This window comes from Sphaerotilus uruguayifluvii (assembly GCF_013294065.1).
Taxonomy (GTDB): Bacteria; Pseudomonadota; Gammaproteobacteria; order Burkholderiales; family Burkholderiaceae_C; genus Sphaerotilus; species Sphaerotilus uruguayifluvii.
This window is the reverse complement of sequence record NZ_JABSNM010000001.1, coordinates 143,490-159,027: the sequence shown is the minus strand read 5'-3', so window position 1 is coordinate 159,027 and position 15,538 is coordinate 143,490. Positions and strand designations below refer to the sequence as shown.

Here is a 15,538-nt window from a genome sequence, read left to right as displayed (position 1 = left end):
CCGACTTGTCCACCGCCCGCAGACGCCGGGCCGGCCGATATCCACCGGCCGGCCCGGGCTGTCCACCGGCTGCTCACCGGTTGTTCACAGCTTGCCCACGCAGTTGGGCGCACCGCACTGGCAGCGCATCCCGCCCTCGTGGTGGGTCTCGCCGTAGTTGCAGGTGATCTCCTCGCCGGGCGAGATGTCGCGCATCGCGTAGATCTCGATGCGGCCCTGGCGGATGCGCAGCACCGCATTGGGGGTGCAGGAGTGGTTCGTGAATCGCAGCGGATCGCTCGAACGGGACGCATCGACCGCTCTTCTGGGCGAAATCTCGATCATCATGATCCGTTCGACATGCTTCACGCGCTCCCAGGCCTCATGCACGCTGATGGTCTCGCCGCGGATCTCGCCGATCTTGCGCCGCGCCGGGATGGCCTCGCCGGCAAAGGCGCCGGTGCCGTCGATCTGGCTGGGCGCGTTGTGGACAACATATTTCTGTGGATTGGCAGGCGTGCCCATGGACGGATCCCCGATCGGCAAAAGCCGCGATGGTACGGGTTGCCGTCACCGCCCGCCCGCGCTTGTCCACAGAAGGCTGGGCACAAGCTGTGGATGAATGCGAGTTGTCCAGTGCCGTGAAGAAGAAGCTGTGGACAAGCGCGGCATCCTTCACGGCCGGAACGCGCAGAAATGCGCACCGGTCGCAGGCTCTGGACAACCCTGTGGGAAAGCAGCGGACAGATCGGGAACAACTTCGGGAAATCCGGCGCGTCCCGAAGTTGTTATCACTCTCTCCCATCTTGCTCCACTGGGTCATCCACAGACTTCCAGGTGACTCAACCCGTTGATTCACAAAGAAAAAACAGGGTTACCCACAAAAAATAGGCTCCTCTACTACTATGAACTATCTTTAAAAGACAAGAGAAGACAGGGATAACTTTCTGGGGGAAACCCGGGCAGGAGAAGAGGCTCATGCCCGTTGGAAGAAGACAGGGAAGACGCAGACCGCGCGCGGACAGCACCCGCAGGAGCCGACGCAATGCAAGCAGGAAGAAGGCCAGCAGCCCAGGCAAGGCAGGAGCGCTTGCACGGCACCGTGGCCTGCAAGGGTCTTCAGGTCTTGAGGGAATGCAGGACTCCCGATGCCGGGTCGCCAGGAAACAGGGAGCGCAGGCACCCGCTCGGACCACTGGCATGCATCTTGAAAGAGGACGGGCTCAACTTTCCCAACTTCTCTTCTCTCTGCGGAGACTTCCAGATGAATCACAAGCTCAATGTCGCTCTCGCTGGCCTGGCCCTGCTGGCTGCCGCAGGTTCCGCCTCGGCCCAGGAAGTGGTCAAGATCGGCCATGTGGGCCCGACGAGCGGCGGCATCGCGCACCTGGGCAAGGACAACGAGAACGGCGCGCGCATGGCCGTGGACGAGCTCAATGCCAAGGGCGTGACGATCGGCGGCAAGAAGGTGAAGTTCGAGCTGCTGGCCGAGGACGACGGCGGCGACCCGAAGCAGGGCACGGCGGCGGCGCAGAAGCTGGTGGACTCGAAGGTCGCCGGCGTGGTGGGCCACCTGAACTCGGGCACGTCGATTCCGGCGTCGAAGATCTACAGCGACGCGGGCCTGCCGCAGATCTCGCCGTCGGCGACGAACCCGAAGTACACGCGCCAGGGCTTCAAGACGACGTTCCGTGTGGTGGCGGACGACGTGCACCTGGGCGGGACGCTGGGCAAGTACGCGGTGACGTCGCTCAAGGGCAAGTCGATCGCGGTGATCGATGACCGCACGGCCTATGGCCAGGGCGTGGCCGACGAGTTCGAGAAGGGCGTGAAGGCGGCGGGCGGCAAGACGGTGGCGCGCGAGTTCACGAACGACAAGGCGACGGACTTCACGGCGATCCTGACCAACCTGAAGGCGAAGAAGCCGGACATCGTGTTCTTCGGCGGGATGGACGCGGTGGCGGGCCCGATGATCCGCCAGATGAAGCAGCTGGGCATCAAGGCGAAGCTGATGGGCGGCGACGGCATCTGCACGGGCGAGCTGCCGAAGCTGTCGGGCGGCGCGATGGAGGACGGGCAGGTGGTGTGCGCGGAGGCCGGCGGCGTCGAGGGCGAACAGAAGAAGGCGATGGACGACTTCAAGGCACGCTTCAAGACGAAGTTCAACGCGGACGTGCAGATCTACGCGCCGTACGTGTACGACTCGGTGAACGTGATGGTGGCGGCGATGGAGAAGGCGGGCTCGAGCGACCCGGCGAAGTACCTGCCGGTGCTGGCGAAGACCACGGGCTACAAGGGCGTGACGGGCACGATCACCTTCGACGAGAAGGGCGACATCAAGAACGGCGCGCTGACGATGTACACCTACAAGGGTGGCAACCGCGAGCAGATCGCCGTCGTGCGCTGAGGCGGGTCCCTGACGCCGGATCGCGGGTCACCGCGATCCATGGCGTCCGACGCACCCTGCGGCCCCGACTTGTCCACAGCGCCTGTTGTGGACAGGTCGGGGCTGCGTCGTCTTGAAGACGAAGCGCCGGCGCGAGACTTCTCTGGCGCCTGCCGCTTGTCCCAGCGCAAATGTCCGGGCGCAGGCACGGTTTCGGCAAGGGGCCTGCCGTATGCTGCGAGCTGACCCCGTCACCACGCACGCCGTCCCGTGGACCATCACTTCCTCACCCCCCTGTTCGCCCCGAAGTCCATCGTCGTCTTCGCCGGCCATCCCGATCACCTCGAAGAGGCTCCCGCACTGACACGCACGATGCTCGCGGAGCTGCGCGCCGGCGGGTTCGGCGGCTCGCTGAACTTCCTCGACGTCGACATGACCGGCACGCTGTCGGATCTGGCGCACTCGCGGGCGGACCTGGCCGTCATCGCGCTGCCGCACGAGCGCATCGCCGCGGCGGTCGAGATCGCCGGGCGCATCCGCTGCCGCGCCGCGCTGGTGTTGTCCACAGGGCTGCCGAGCAGCCAGTGCCGCGAGCTGCACGACATCGCGCGCCGCCACGGCATGCACCTGCTCGGGCCGAACTCGCTGGGCTTCCAGCGCCCGCTGCTCAAGCTCAACGCCAGCGTCGCCGGCCGGCTCGCCGCGCCGGGGCCGCTCGGGCTGGTGTGCCAGTCGGGCGCGCTGACCGCGTCCATTCTCGACTGGGCCGCGCGCAACGCGGTGGGCTTCTCCACCGTCGTCTCGCTGGGCGCAAACACCGCCGTCGACCTGCCGCAGGTGCTGGACTTCCTGGCCAACGACGCGGCCACGCAGAGCATCCTGGTCTACATGGAAGGCATCCATGACGCCCGGCGCTTCATGAGCGCGCTGCGCGCGGCCGCGTTCGCCAAGCCGGTCGTCGTGATGAAGGCCGGCCGCCAGCCGGCCGGCTCGACCGCCGCGCTGACGCACTCGGCCGCGATCGTCGGCTCCGACGACGTCTTCGAGGCGGCGCTGCGCCGCGCCGGCGTGGTGCGGGTGCGCTCGTTCACGCAGCTGTTCTCGGCCGCGAAGTGCCTGGCCTCGCGCTACAAGCCGGTCGGCAAGGGGCTGGCGATCATCACCAACGGCGGCGGGCCGGCGGTGCTGGCGGCCGACCGGGCCAACGAGATGGGGCTGGACGTCGCGCACCTGGTCGACACCAGCCGCACCGAGCTGGCCGCGAACCTGGCGCCCCATGCCACGCTCGACTCGATCATCGACCTCGGCGAGGAAGCCACGCCGGCGCAGTTCAAGGCCGCGCTGCAGGCCTGCGCGAAGGACCGCTCGGTCCACGGCGTGCTGGTGATCTACAGCCCCAAGCTCGACAGCGATCCGGACGGGGTGGCGCAGGTCGTCTGCGACCACATCCACCACATGGCCAAGCCGGTGCTGACCTGCTGGATGGGCGACGAGCGGGTGCGCGACGCGCGCATCAAGCTCAACAGCGCGCTGATCCCGACCTTCCGCACGCCGGAGGCGGCGGTGGACGCCTTCGCCAACGTCGCGAACTTCTACCAGAACCAGCAGCTGCTGCAGCAGACGCCGCCGCCGCTGTCGCAGCTGGCCACGCCCGACACCGAAGGCGCGCGGCTGCTGATCGAGAGCGTGCTGGCCGAGCGGCGCAAGGTGCTCACCGAGATGGAGTCGAAGGCGCTGCTGGCGGCCTATCACATCCCGGTCACGCGCACCATGCTGGCGCGCACCGCCGGCGAGGCAATGCTGATCGCCAGCCAGCTCGGCTACCCGGTGGCGCTGAAGATCGATTCGCCCGACATCAGCCACAAGTCCGACGTGCAGGGCGTGGCGCTGAACGTCAGCACGGCCGCGCAGGTGCGCGATGTCTTCAACGACATGCTCGCCGCGGTGCGCCGGGTTCAGCCCAAGGCGCGCATCAACGGCGTGACCATCCAGCCGATGGCGGCCAAGCGGCGCGGGCGCGAGATCTTCATCGGCCTGACCACCGACGATCCCTTCGGCCCGGTCATCACCTTCGGCGCCGGCGGCACGATGATCGAGCTGATCGCCGACCGCGCGATGGAGCTGCCGCCGCTGAACCAGTTCCTGGCGCGCCGGCTGATCGAGCGCGCCCGCATCGCCACGATGCTGGGCGAGTGGCGCGGGTCGCCCGCGGTCGACCTCGAGGCGGTCGAGCAGATCCTGCTGCGCGTGTCCGAGATGGTCTGCGAGCTGCCGCAGCTGCGCGAGATGGACATCAACCCGATCATCGTCGACGAGAGCGGCGCGGTCGCGGTGGATGCGCGCATCGTCATCGACCACGCCGGTCCGACCGCGCGCGACTACCAGCACCTGGCGATCCTGCCCTATCCGAGCCGCTACGAGCGCGAATGGCCGATGAAGGGCGGCGACCTCTACACCATCCGGCCGATCCGCCCGGACGACGCCGACATGCTGCAGGCCTTCACCCGCAGCCTGTCGGAGGAGAGCCGCTACTTCCGCTTCGCCAGCGCGATGCACGAGCTGCCCGCGCGCATGCTGGCGCGCTACACGCTGATCGACTACGACCGCGAGATGGCGCTGGTGGCGGTGCACACCGACCGCGTGCTGGGCGAGGACGGCGAGTTCGTCGAGACCGAGAAGATCATCGGCGTGTCGCGCTACATCACCAACCCGGACCAGACGACCTGCGAGTTCTCGCTGGTGGTGTCGGACGACTACAAGGGCCAGGGCCTGGGCTCGCGGCTGATGCTGTCGATCGCCGACTTCGCGCGCGACAAGGGGCTGGCCCACATCGAGGGCCTGGTGCTGGCGAACAACCCGAACATGCTGCGCCTGATGCGCGGCCTGGGCTACGCGGTGCGCTCTTTCCCCGAGGATCCGGACTTCAAGCTGGTCGTGAAGGCGCTGTGAGGCGGCTCGGGCCGGGGGATCACTTCAGGCCGAGCTCGCGCAGCCGCTCCTCGAGGTAGCTGCCGGCGGTGTGGCGCGCCGACAGCCGCACCTCGGCACGCGGATGCAGGAACAGCGGCATCGAGACGCGCGGACGCCGGGCCGCGTCGCCCTGCGGGTTGACGACGCGGTGCGTCGTCGAGGGCAGCCAGCCGCCGGTGGCTTCCTGCAGCATGTCGCCGGTGTTGATGACCAGCATGCCGGGATCGCAGGGCACCGGGCGCCAGCGGCCGTCGCGGCCCAGCACCTCCAGGCCCGGCGCGGTCGCCGCCGGCAGCACCGTCAGCAGGTTGATGTCCTCGTGCGCGGCCGCGCGCAGCGCGCCGGCGGGCTCGTCGCCCCGCAGCGGCGGATAGCGCAGGATGCGCAGCAGCGTGCGGCGGCTGCCGGCGATCATGTCGGGCAGCGGCTCGGACAGCTGTGCGCGCACCGCCTCGGGCAGTTCCTGCTGCACCCAGCCGAGCAGCTGCACCGCCAGCGCCTCGGCCTGTGCCCGGCAGCGCAGCGCCGCATCGCTCACCTCCTGGGGATAACGTCCGTCCGGATAGTGGTGGAAGAAGGCCTTCAGGTCCCGCTGCGCATGGCCGCGTGCGGTCTCGGAGCGCTCCGGCCCGACGTGGCCGTCCTGCAGGACCGGATCGAAGGGATAGTTGTCCACAGCCGGCGAGCCCAGGAAGGCGTCCCATTCGGCATGGGCGGCCTGCAGCAGCGCGACATCGAGCGGGTGATGCGTCAGCACCGCGAAGCCGGTGTGGCGCAGGCTGTGGACAAGTCGGGCCGGCGCCCGGGCGTCGTGCCCGTCGACGATCGCCGGCAGCAGCGCGGGGTCGCTCATCGCGGTGCGGTCGGGGGCGGGACCGGGTACTTGCGCGCGTTCAGCGCGATCTTGCGCTCGACCGCCGCCTCCAGGTCGATGCCGCAGCGGTCGGCGATCTGCAGCAGGTAGACCAGCACGTCGGAGATCTCCTCGCCGATGTGCTGGCGCACCGCCGGATCGGCGCCGACCTGGCTGGACTGCTCCGGCGTCATCCACTGGAAGATCTCGACCAGCTCGCCGGCCTCGACGACCATCGCCATCGCGAGGTTCTTCGGCGTCTGGTAGGGGTCCCAGCCGCGTTCGGCCGAGAAGGCGCGCAGGCGGGATTGCAGGCTGTGGATATCCATGCGGTCCAGTGTGCATGATGCGGACATGAATGCAAGCCACTCTTCCCCCGACTTGTCCACAGCCCCGGACGCGCTGCCGCCGATCGCGCTGGTCGGTGCCGGGCGGGTCGCGCAGGCGCTGGCGATCGCGCTGGCGCGGGCCGGCATCGCCGTCGCGGCCGTCGGCAGCCGGCGCGAGGCGCTCGGCGCGGGCTGGCCCGAAAGTTGTCCACAGCCCTGTTCTCCACAGGCGGCGGCGGACCGTGCGGTGCTGGTGCTGCTGACCGTGCCGGACGACGCGATCGCGCCGACCGCCCGGGCGCTGCGCTGGCGGCCCGACCACCAGGTGGTGCACTGCAGCGGCGCCACCGAGGTGGCGGCGCTGGCTGCCGCGGCCGAAGCGGGCGCGGCCACCGGCGGGCTGCATCCGCTGCAGATCTTCTCGGATCCGGTGCAGGCGGCCGAGCGGCTGCGCGGCAGCACCGCGGCGATCGAGGCCGACGGCGAGCTCGCGCGGGTGCTGCACCGGCTCGCCGCGCGGCTCGGCCTGCGTCCGATCGTGCTGCCGCCGGGCATGCGGGTGCGCTATCACGTCGCGGCCGGCTATGCGGCGAGCTTCCTGCTGCCGGTGCTGGCGCAGGCGGCCGGCCTGTGGAAAACCTTCGGCGTCGACGAGTCCGATGCGCTGGCGGCGCTGCTGCCGCTGGCGCGCGGCACGCTCGATGCCGTCGAGGGCCGGGGCCTGGCGGGGACGGTGTCGGGGCCGATCGCGCGCGGCGATGCGGGCGTCGTCGCCGCGCACCTGGCCGCGCTCGAGGCGATCGGGGCACCCGAGGCGGCGTTCTACCGCGGGCTGGCGCGTCCGCAGGTCGCGCTGGCGCAGGCCGCGGGCCGGCTCGACGAGGCGGCCGCCGCGCGCCTGAACGACCGGATCGGGCCCTGAGGCCCGGCGCCGCCGCGATCCGCATCGTGGTTCCGCTGCGGCGCGGACGGTGGCACCATCTCTCCCGTCAGCGCTTCTCGAGACGTGACGCCATGAGCCCTGCCGCCGTGCCTCCTCCCGACCCGCCGGACCTGCCTTTGCCCGGACGCCGCGGGCGGCATTACCCGGTGTCCCAGGGCTACCGGCCGGTCTGGCGTTCGCGGCCGTGGTTCCTGCCCGGACGGCGGACCGCGGCGGTGCTGGGCCTGGCCGTCGTCGCGCTGCTGGCCTGGCGCAGCGAGCGCTGGTGGCCGCTGCTGCAGGGGCGCAGCGTCACCCGCGCCGTCCGTCCGGTCGTCGAGGCCGCCGATCCCGCGGCCGCAGGCCCGCTGCAGCCAGGGGCGCGGCCGCCCTCGCCGGAGCCGGCGCCCGCCGAGGTGCCGGCCGCAGCGACCACCCCGCCACCGGTGCCGGTGCACCGCTGCGCCGGCGCCGGCGGGCGGGTCGCCTACGGCCAGACCGCCGACTGCCGCTCCGGCAGCGGTCCCTGAGGTGGCCCTCGGGGCGGCCCGAGGCCGGCCACTGCGGTCTAATTCCGGCTTGACCGTTCTTCACACGACATCAAGCCCGGGGATTTGCACATGACTCCTGTTCCGATGCGCCTGCTGCGCGCCGGCCTGGCCGCGCTGGCCGCGATCGTGATGGCCGCCTGCGGCGGCGGCGACGGCACCGAGGCCGAGAGCCCCATCGCCACCGACGACACGACCGGCCACTGGATCATCGACCAGGACTACGGCGGCTACCGGCTGATCTACGACTGCACCGACCGCACCGCGCTGCACTACCGCTACACGCTGCAGGCCGACAACGGCAGCGTCGCGCGGCCGGCGTCCTTCACGCTGGACACGATGCTGCCGGCGGGCTGCCTGCAGCAGACCAGCACAGCCAGCTACGAGAGCGTGCATGCCGGCTACGACCGCGGCCACCTGGTGATGTCCAATCACATGGACTACGACGCCACCTACATCCGCCGCGCCAACTTCATGAGCAACATCGTGCCGCAGGTGTCGAGCTTCAACCGCGGCATCTGGCTCGACGCCGAGACCGTGGCCGAGTGCTACCGCGACATCGCGCCGGTGCAGGTCTACGGCGGCGTGGTCTACAGCGATCCCTCGAACGACTATTTCCTGTCCAGCCACGGCATCCGCACGCCCGAATACCTGTGGAAGGCGCTGATCACCACCGATCCGGCCACCGGCGCGCAGAAGGCGATCGCCTGGCTGATCCCCAACACTGCCGGACTGGGGCCGCTCGACGGCTACATCGTCAGCATCGCCGAGCTGGAGCGGCGCCTGGGCGCGGACCAGGTCCGCATCAGCGCGTCGGCCGCGCTCAAGGCGATGAAGCCGCAGGCGAGCTGGCCGCTGCCGGCGGGCTGCAGCCTCGACTGAACGGGCCGGCCGATGTCCGCCCCGATCCTCGTCCTGCTCGCCCATCCCGAGCTGCGCCACTCGCGCATCTGCCGCCGGCTGGCGCAGGAGGCGCGCGCCCGGCCCGAGGTCGAGGTGCGCGATCTCTACGCGCTGTGGCCGGACTATGTCATCGACGTCGAGGCCGAGCAGCGCGCGGTCGAGGCCGCCGCGCGGCTGGTCTGGCTGCATCCGGTGCAGTGGTACTCGATGCCGGCGCTGATGAAGCTCTGGCTCGACGAGGTGCTGCTGCCGGGCTGGGCGCATGGGCGCGGCGGGCGCGCGCTGCAGGGCAAGGAGCTCTGGCCGGTGCTGTCGACCGGCGGCCATGCGCGCGACTACCGCCCCGGCGGACGCCACGGCCATGACTTCGCCGACTTCCTGCGCCCCTACGAGCGCGTCGCCGCGCTGTGCGGCATGCGCTGGCGTGCGCCGATGGTGCTGCACGGCGCCGCGTCGATCGACGACGCGGCGCTGGCGGTGCATGCGCGCGAGTTCGTCCACCGCCTGACCGCGCCGGTGCCCGCCGGCCCCCGAGGAGACTGATCCGATGCCCCACGAGAGCCACTGGCTGCAGGCGACGCTGGTCTATCTGGTCGCCGCGATCGCGGTGGTGCCGCTGGCGCGCAAGTTCGGCCTGGGCACGATCATCGGCTACCTGGCCGCGGGCATGCTGATCGGCCCCTTCGGGCTGCGGCTGGTGCGCGACCCGGACGCGATCATGAACATCGCCGAGTTCGGCGTCGTGCTGATGATGTTCCTGATCGGACTGGAGCTGGAGCCGCCGCGGCTGTGGTCGATGCGCCGGGCGATCTTCGGCTGGGGCAGCGTGCAGCTGCTGGGCTGCGCGCTGGCGCTGGGCCTGGTGGCGCAGGCCGGCGGCGTGCCCTGGCCGCTGCCGCTGGTCGCCGGCCTGGGGCTGGCGCTGTCGTCGACCGCGGTGTCGCTGCAGGTCATGCAGGAGCGCAACCTGATGTCGACCTCCGGCGGCCAGGCGGCCTTCGCGATCCTGCTGTTCCAGGACGTCGCGGCGATCCCGATCCTGGCGCTGATCCCGCTGCTGGCGCCGCGGGTGCAGGCCGCCGGCAACCACTGGGGCGAGGCGCTGCGCGCGCTGGCGGTGGTCGCCGGCATCATCCTGGCCGGCCGGCTGCTGCTGCGCCACGCGCTGCGCTGGATCGCGCGCAGCGGCTCGCCGGAGATCTTCACCGCCGCGGCGCTGGCGCTGGTGGTCGCGCTGGCCAGCCTGATGCACGCGGTCGACCTGTCGATGGCGCTGGGCGCCTTTCTCGGCGGCGTGCTGCTGGCCGAGAGCGAGTACCGGCGCGAGCTCGAGACCGATCTGGAGCCCTTCAAGGGCCTGCTGCTCGGGCTGTTCTTCATGGCCGTGGGCATGTCGATCGACTTCCACGTCATCGCCGCGCATGCGCTGCTGGTGGCCGGGCTGCTGGCGGGCTTCCTGGCGATCAAGGCGCTGGTGCTGCTGATGCTGGCGCGCCGCGCCGACGTGCCGGCGCCGGAGCGGCCGGTGTTCACGCTGCTGCTGGCGCAGGGCGGCGAGTTCGCCTTCGTGGTCTTCCAGCAGGCCTCGGACCTGCACGTGATCGACGACGCGCAGACCTCGGTGCTGATCGGCACGGTCGCGCTGTCGATGCTGGTCACGCCGCTGCTGCTGGTGGCGCTGGACCGGCGCGAGCGCCGCCGCGCCGCCCGCGTCGGGCCGGTGACCTCGCCGCATGCGCTGTCGGAGCCGCAGAGCGCGCCGGTCATCATCGCCGGCTTCGGCCGCTACGGGCAGATCGTCGGGCGCATGCTCAACGCCAACGGCATCGCGCCGACGGTGCTCGACCACGATGCCGAGCAGGTCGAGGCGCTGCGGGGCTTCGGCTTTCGCGTGCACTACGGCGACGCGACCCGGCTGGACCTGCTGCGCACCGCCGGCGCGGCCACCGCGAAGGTGCTGGTGGTGGCGATCGACGATGTCGACCAGAGCCTGAAGCTGGTCGACCTGGCGCGCGAGCATTTCCCGCATCTGGTGCTGGTGGCGCGGGCGCGCAACGTGCGGCACTGGTTCGCGCTGCGCGACCGCGGCGTGACGCTGATCGAGCGCGAGACGCTGGACGCCTCGCTGATGAGCGCCCGCGGCGTGCTCGAGCAGCTCGGCTGGCACCCGGCCCATGCGCGCGAGCAGGCGATGCGCTTCCGGCGCCACTCGATCGCCCAGCTCGAGCAGCTCTGGCCGCACCACCGCGACGAGAAGACGCTGGTGTCGATGTCGCGCCAGGGCCGGCGCCAGCTCGAGGAGCTCTTCGCCCAGGAGCGCGCCGAGCGTGCCGCGCGCCCGGAGCGCTGGAGCGACGATCCGCCGGCGCCGCGCGACGACTGAGCGCTCGGCGCTCAGCGCGCCGGATCGTCCTGCGCGTCGGCGAGGAAGACCCGCTCGGCCGCGCGCGTCGGCTCGTGGTCGACCAGTTCGGCGAACAGGGCGGGCGGAATGGTGATCGCCCGCGCGCCCAGCGCGATCACGTCCAGGCAGGCCTGGCGGCTGCGCAGGCTGGCCACCAGCAGCCGCGTCGGCGCGGCGCTGCCCGTGAGCTGCGCCTGCATGTGCGCGATCCGTGCCAGCCCGTCCAGGCCGGCGTCCTGCATCCGGCCCAGGTAGGGCGCCGCGTAGGCCGCGCCCAGCATCGCGGCGAACAGCGCCTGCTCCGGCTCCCACACCGCGGTGAAGGTCACCGGCACGCCGCGGCGCGCCAGCTCGGCGCCGGCGGCCAGGCCCTCGCGGGTCGCCGGGATCTTCACCACCAGCCGGCCCGGATCGGCCAGCGCCACCAGGCCCTCGGCCTCGCGCAGCATCTCCTCGGTCTGCACATGCGTCACCTGGACCTGCACCTGGCGCACCCGCAGGCCCAGCAGCGTCTCGACCAGCCGCGGCACGTCGGCCTGGCGCAGGCCGGCGCGGCGCAGCAGCGTCGGGTTGGTCGTCACCGCATGCACCAGCGGGTGCGGCAGGCAGGTGCGCAGCGCGTCGAGGTCGGCGCTGTCGAGACAGAGGTGGAAATCGGGAAGCGCGGGGGAGGAGGCCATGTCCGCTATTCTCGCGGTACCGCACCGGGTTTGAGCGTGGGGGAAAGAACCTAAGTAAAACTAGGTGATTTACTAATGGAGCGATCCCCGTGCTTCATGCATGCTGGACACTCCGACCGCCTTTCCGACCATGCATTCCCCCTCCGCCGCCCCCTTCGAGCCCGACGAGCGTGCCGTGCGGGGCTCGAACCACAGCGGCATGCGCCAGTTCAACGAGCGCACCGTGCTGCAGGCGATCCGGCTGCATGGCGCGATCGCGAAGGCCGACCTGGCGCGGCTGACGCAGCTGTCGTCGCAGACCGTCTCGGTCATCGTCAGCCGGCTGCTCGACGACGGGCTGCTGCTCAAGCAGGAGCGGGTGCGCGGGCGCATCGGCCAGCCCTCGGTGCCGCTGGCGCTCAACCCGGACGGCGCGATCAGCCTGGGCGTGCAGGTCGGCCGGCGCAGCCTGGAGGTGCTGGCCTGCGACTTCGTCGGCCGGGTGCGCCATCGCCACGAGTTCCACTACGACCTGCCCGATCCGCAGCGCGTGCTGCCCTGCATCGCCGAGGGGCTGGCGCGGCTGCAGCAGCAGCTCGGTGATCTGTGGGCGCGGGTGGTCGGGCTGGGGCTGAGCTCGCCGCTGTCGATGGAGAAATGGTCGAGCGTGCTGGGCTCGCAGGCGCATGGCGCGCTGGCGGGCTGGGAGCACCTGGACCTGCGCCGCGAGGTCGAGGCGCTGACGCACCTGCCGGTGAGCTTCGCCAAGGACACCACCGCCGCCTGCGTGGCCGAGCTGCTGCAGGGCCACGGCACCGCGGTGCGCAGCTTCCTCTACATCTTCGTCGGCACCTTCGTCGGCGGCGGGCTGGTGCTGTCGGGCCACATCGTGACCGGCCAGCGCGGCAATGCCGGCGCGATCGGCTCGCTGCCGGTCGGGCTGGCGCGCGGCGGCGAGCCGCCGCCGCAGCTGCTCGAGGTCGCCTCGGGCTGGCAGCTCGAGCAGGCGCTGCTGCAGGCCGGGCTGGACCCGCTGCAGGTGCAGCACGACGACATCGTCGGGCCGCGCTTCGCCGCGCTGGTCGAGCCCTGGCTGGAGCAGGCCAGCCTGGCGCTGGCGATGACCACCGCCAGCGGCTCGGCGATGCTCGATCTGGATGCGGTCGTGGTCGACGGCTCGCTGGCGCGGCCGCTGATCGACGCGCTGATCGAGCGCACGCGCCGGCGTCTGTCGGTCTATCGCTTCGACGGCCTGCACGCGCCGGCGCTGCTGGCCGGGCGGGTGGGCGCGCATGCCCGCGCGCTGGGCGGCGCGCTGCTGCCGCTGCACACCCAGTTCTTTCCCGACAAGGACATCTTCCTCAAGCCGTCGCTGGGCTGATTGCCGGGCGGCGCATCGACAGCGTGCGCGCGCTCTCGAAGCGCCGCGCGCGGCCGTCGATCGGGTCGACGAAGGCGATCTCGCGCGCGAGCAGGCGCAGCGGCTCGCGCCAGTCGGGCAGCGCGTCCGGCGCCGGCTCGGGCTGCAGCACCGGATAGATGCGGTCGCCGACGATCGGCACGCCCAGCGCGGCCAGATGGGCGCGCAGCTGGTGCTTGCGCCCGGTGAGCGGCTCGAGCCGGTAGCGCGCCAGGCCGCTGGCGGCGTCGTGCTCCATCAGCGCGATGCGGGTGAAGGCGTCGGGCTCGCCGGGCACCTCGTGCATCTGCATGAAGCGCTCGCCCTCGCGTTCGGCCAGGCGGCTGGCGTGCAGGCGCGGCAGCGTCGCGCCCAGCGCCTCGCGCCAGGGCGCGACCGCCTCGTAGACCTTCTCGATCGCGCGGTCGCGGAACAGCGCCTGGTAGGCGCCGCGGCTGGCCGGATCGAGCGAGAACAGCACGACGCCGGCGGTCTCGCGGTCGAGCCGGTGCAGCGGCACCAGCGTCTCCAGCCCGGTGGCCTTCTTCAGCCGCACCAACAGCGTCTCGTGCAGGTGTCGGCCCTTGGGCGTCATCGGCAGGAAATGCGGCTTGTCGACCACCAGCAGCCGCTCGTCGCGGTGCAGGATGACTGCGTCGAAGGGCACCTGCGGCTCGGGCATGTCGAGGCGGCGCCAGTACCAGAGCAGGGGATGTTGTCCACAGGGATCGGACTTGTCCACAGGCCGGCCGTCGGCGGCCAGCACCTCGCCGGCGTCCAGGCGGGCGCGCCAGGCGGCGGCGTCCAGCGCCGGCAGCCGCCCGCAGAGGAACTCGAGCACCGTCGCCCACGGCCCCGGCGCCACCGCGACACGGCTGGCGCCGACGCCGTCGCGCATCGGCGGCACCCAGTCCGGGCGGGGGCGGCTCATGCGCCGGAACGGCTGGACGAGGCGCGAGACTTGGACTTGTCCACAGGCTTTTCAACAGGTTTGTCCACAGCCTTGCCGTCCGGCTGGCCGACCGGGATCAGCAGGTCGGCGATCACCGGACGGTGCTCCGAGCCGCCGCGCCAGCCCACATGCGCCGAGCTCACGCCGATCTCCGGGCTGACGAGGATGTGGTCGATGCGCAGGAAGCTCAGGCCGGGCTTGAGCGAATGGCCGTGCGTGTAGCCCCAGCCGCGGCCGCCGGCCGAGAAGGCGTCGCGCAGGCCCAGGCCGCGGGTCAGGGTCTGCACGACCGAGGCGTGTTCCGGCGCGTTCAGGTCGCCGGCCAGCAGCGTCGGGCGGCGCAGCGGGCCGAGGGCGCGCACCAGCGTGTCGGCCTGCGCCTGGCGGTCGGCGTAGTTCTGGCGCCAGTCGTCCAGGCCCTGCAGCAGCTCGAAGCGGGTCGCGTTCAGGCCTTCGCGCGGCGTCAGCAGGTGGGCGGTGACGATGTCGACGCGCGTGCCGTCGATGTCGACGGTGCAGCGCACGTACTCGTGCTTCTCGCCGCGGAAGGACATGTCCTCGTGGCGGCAGTCCGACAGCGGGAAGCGGCTGGCGACGGCGTACTGGCCGTAGGCGTAGAGCCGGTGCTTCGGCAGCGCGTCGCGCATGCCGTAGGGCAGGTCGCCGGCGCGCGAGACCTCCCGCGCGTCCTGCATCACCAGGATGTCGGGCTGGTGCGTCTCGATCTCGTTGTTCAGCGGCACGAAGCCGCCTTCCCGGAAGGCCGCGCGGTAGGACTTGATGTTGTAGGTCATGAAGCGCACCGCGCGCACCCCGGCGGCGGCCGGGTCGGCCGGCGGCTCGGCGCGGTGCAGCCCGGTGGAGACGTCCATCACCACGGTCAGCAGCAGCGCGACGGCGGCCAGCGCCGCCACGCGCCAGAGCCAGCCCAGCAGCAGCGACAGTCCGAGCGCGAGCAGCGCCGGCACGAGATAGACCAGGAAGGGCATGTAGCGCGCCAGCTCGATCATCGGATCGCGCAGCGGGGCGAAGCGGTACAGCCAGACAAGCGAACCGGTGGCCAGCACCGACACGACGATGCTCAGTCGGGCGAGGCCGCGCAGGGCGGGAGAGGCGAAGGTCACGGCGGGTTCTCCGTCGGATCGGGGTCAGGGGCGGCAGGGCGGGGCAGGCCGGCGAGCATCGCAGGGCGACCTGAAGACAGGCCGGCCGTGCGTGGCCGGAATGCAAAAAG

General features: G+C 71.4%; 14 protein-coding genes. 8 read left to right on the top strand and 6 right to left on the bottom strand.

Going from position 1 to position 15,538, the window contains the following annotated elements:
* Positions 1 to 84: 84 nt before the first annotated feature.
* Entirely contained in the window at positions 85 to 504 is a 420-nt protein-coding gene (locus HNQ01_RS00700) for an SET domain-containing protein (protein ID WP_173803394.1), read from the bottom strand.
* A gap of 739 nt (positions 505 to 1,243) precedes the next feature.
* On the opposite strand from HNQ01_RS00700, the gene HNQ01_RS00695 reads away from it, so the two are divergent.
* Positions 1,244 to 2,386 carry a branched-chain amino acid ABC transporter substrate-binding protein gene (locus tag HNQ01_RS00695; protein ID WP_173803393.1) on the top strand — a complete coding sequence of 381 codons (1,143 nt, stop codon included), beginning with the start codon at positions 1,244 to 1,246 and terminating at the stop codon, positions 2,384 to 2,386.
* 249 nt (positions 2,387 to 2,635) lie between these two features.
* Complete coding sequence (locus tag HNQ01_RS00690; RefSeq protein ID WP_173803392.1) at positions 2,636 to 5,314, top strand: bifunctional acetate--CoA ligase family protein/GNAT family N-acetyltransferase; 2,679 nt, start codon at positions 2,636 to 2,638, stop codon at positions 5,312 to 5,314.
* Positions 5,315 to 5,333: 19 nt separating this feature from the next.
* On the opposite strand, the gene HNQ01_RS00685 is transcribed toward HNQ01_RS00690, so the two are convergent.
* Positions 5,334 to 6,188, bottom strand: coding sequence for a 2OG-Fe(II) oxygenase family protein (locus tag HNQ01_RS00685; protein ID WP_173803391.1), 855 nt, complete (start codon positions 6,186 to 6,188; stop codon positions 5,334 to 5,336).
* The gene (locus HNQ01_RS00680) at positions 6,185 to 6,517 is read right to left on the bottom strand and encodes a nucleotide pyrophosphohydrolase (RefSeq protein WP_173803390.1); all 333 of its coding nucleotides are present in this window, start codon (positions 6,515 to 6,517) and stop codon (positions 6,185 to 6,187) included. The genes HNQ01_RS00685 and HNQ01_RS00680 overlap by 4 nt, the downstream gene beginning before the upstream one ends.
* A 52-nt stretch (positions 6,518 to 6,569) precedes the next feature.
* Here HNQ01_RS00680 and HNQ01_RS00675 point away from each other — a divergent pair, with 52 nt between their 5' ends.
* The 5 genes from HNQ01_RS00675 to kefC all read left to right on the top strand — a co-directional run bounded on the left by HNQ01_RS00675 (position 6,570) and on the right by kefC (position 11,273).
* A complete protein-coding gene (locus HNQ01_RS00675) occupies positions 6,570 to 7,439 on the top strand; it encodes a Rossmann-like and DUF2520 domain-containing protein (protein ID WP_217427353.1) in 870 nt (289 codons plus the stop codon).
* A gap of 92 nt (positions 7,440 to 7,531) precedes the next feature.
* A complete protein-coding gene (locus HNQ01_RS00670) occupies positions 7,532 to 7,969 on the top strand; it encodes a hypothetical protein (RefSeq protein ID WP_173803388.1) in 438 nt (145 codons plus the stop codon).
* Between the two features lie 90 nt (positions 7,970 to 8,059).
* Positions 8,060 to 8,869 carry a DNA/RNA non-specific endonuclease gene (locus HNQ01_RS00665; protein WP_217427352.1) on the top strand — a complete coding sequence of 270 codons (810 nt, stop codon included), beginning with the start codon at positions 8,060 to 8,062 and terminating at the stop codon, positions 8,867 to 8,869.
* Positions 8,870 to 8,881: 12 nt separating this feature from the next.
* Positions 8,882 to 9,433, top strand: coding sequence for a glutathione-regulated potassium-efflux system oxidoreductase KefF (gene kefF / locus HNQ01_RS00660; protein ID WP_173803387.1), 552 nt, complete (start codon positions 8,882 to 8,884; stop codon positions 9,431 to 9,433).
* A 4-nt stretch (positions 9,434 to 9,437) separates the two neighbouring features.
* A complete protein-coding gene (gene kefC / locus HNQ01_RS00655) occupies positions 9,438 to 11,273 on the top strand; it encodes a glutathione-regulated potassium-efflux system protein KefC (protein ID WP_173803386.1) in 1,836 nt (611 codons plus the stop codon).
* Between the two features lie 11 nt (positions 11,274 to 11,284).
* On the opposite strand, the gene HNQ01_RS00650 is transcribed toward kefC, so the two are convergent.
* Positions 11,285 to 11,974, bottom strand: a complete 690-nt coding sequence (locus HNQ01_RS00650) for a transaldolase family protein (protein WP_173803385.1) — start codon at positions 11,972 to 11,974, stop codon at positions 11,285 to 11,287.
* A gap of 130 nt (positions 11,975 to 12,104) precedes the next feature.
* Here HNQ01_RS00650 and HNQ01_RS00645 point away from each other — a divergent pair, with 130 nt between their 5' ends.
* Entirely contained in the window at positions 12,105 to 13,334 is a 1,230-nt protein-coding gene (locus HNQ01_RS00645; protein ID WP_173803384.1) for an ROK family transcriptional regulator, read from the top strand.
* On the opposite strand, the gene HNQ01_RS00640 is transcribed toward HNQ01_RS00645, so the two are convergent.
* Positions 13,315 to 14,283 (bottom strand): pseudouridine synthase, encoded by a 969-nt coding sequence (locus tag HNQ01_RS00640; protein WP_286180376.1) that lies wholly within the window; start codon positions 14,281 to 14,283, stop codon positions 13,315 to 13,317. The two genes, HNQ01_RS00645 and HNQ01_RS00640, sit on opposite strands and share 20 nt — an antisense overlap.
* The gene (locus HNQ01_RS00635; RefSeq protein ID WP_173803383.1) at positions 14,280 to 15,428 is read right to left on the bottom strand and encodes an endonuclease/exonuclease/phosphatase family protein; all 1,149 of its coding nucleotides are present in this window, start codon (positions 15,426 to 15,428) and stop codon (positions 14,280 to 14,282) included. Before HNQ01_RS00635 ends, HNQ01_RS00640 begins: the two co-directional genes overlap by 4 nt.
* Positions 15,429 to 15,538 lie beyond the last annotated feature (110 nt).

Coding starts and splice junctions, on each gene's coding strand:
- HNQ01_RS00645 (WP_173803384.1), top strand. CDS start 12,105: ATGCATTCCCCCTCCGCCGCCCCCTTCGAGCCCGACGAGCGTGCCGTG.
- HNQ01_RS00670 (WP_173803388.1), top strand. CDS start 7,532: ATGAGCCCTGCCGCCGTGCCTCCTCCCGACCCGCCGGACCTGCCTTTG.
- HNQ01_RS00700 (WP_173803394.1), bottom strand. CDS start 504: ATGGGCACGCCTGCCAATCCACAGAAATATGTTGTCCACAACGCGCCC.
- HNQ01_RS00695 (WP_173803393.1), top strand. CDS start 1,244: ATGAATCACAAGCTCAATGTCGCTCTCGCTGGCCTGGCCCTGCTGGCT.
- kefF (WP_173803387.1), top strand. CDS start 8,882: ATGTCCGCCCCGATCCTCGTCCTGCTCGCCCATCCCGAGCTGCGCCAC.
- kefC (WP_173803386.1), top strand. CDS start 9,438: ATGCCCCACGAGAGCCACTGGCTGCAGGCGACGCTGGTCTATCTGGTC.
- HNQ01_RS00650 (WP_173803385.1), bottom strand. CDS start 11,974: ATGGCCTCCTCCCCCGCGCTTCCCGATTTCCACCTCTGTCTCGACAGC.
- HNQ01_RS00685 (WP_173803391.1), bottom strand. CDS start 6,188: ATGAGCGACCCCGCGCTGCTGCCGGCGATCGTCGACGGGCACGACGCC.
- HNQ01_RS00665 (WP_217427352.1), top strand. CDS start 8,060: ATGACTCCTGTTCCGATGCGCCTGCTGCGCGCCGGCCTGGCCGCGCTG.
- HNQ01_RS00680 (WP_173803390.1), bottom strand. CDS start 6,517: ATGGATATCCACAGCCTGCAATCCCGCCTGCGCGCCTTCTCGGCCGAA.
- HNQ01_RS00640 (WP_286180376.1), bottom strand. CDS start 14,283: ATGAGCCGCCCCCGCCCGGACTGGGTGCCGCCGATGCGCGACGGCGTC.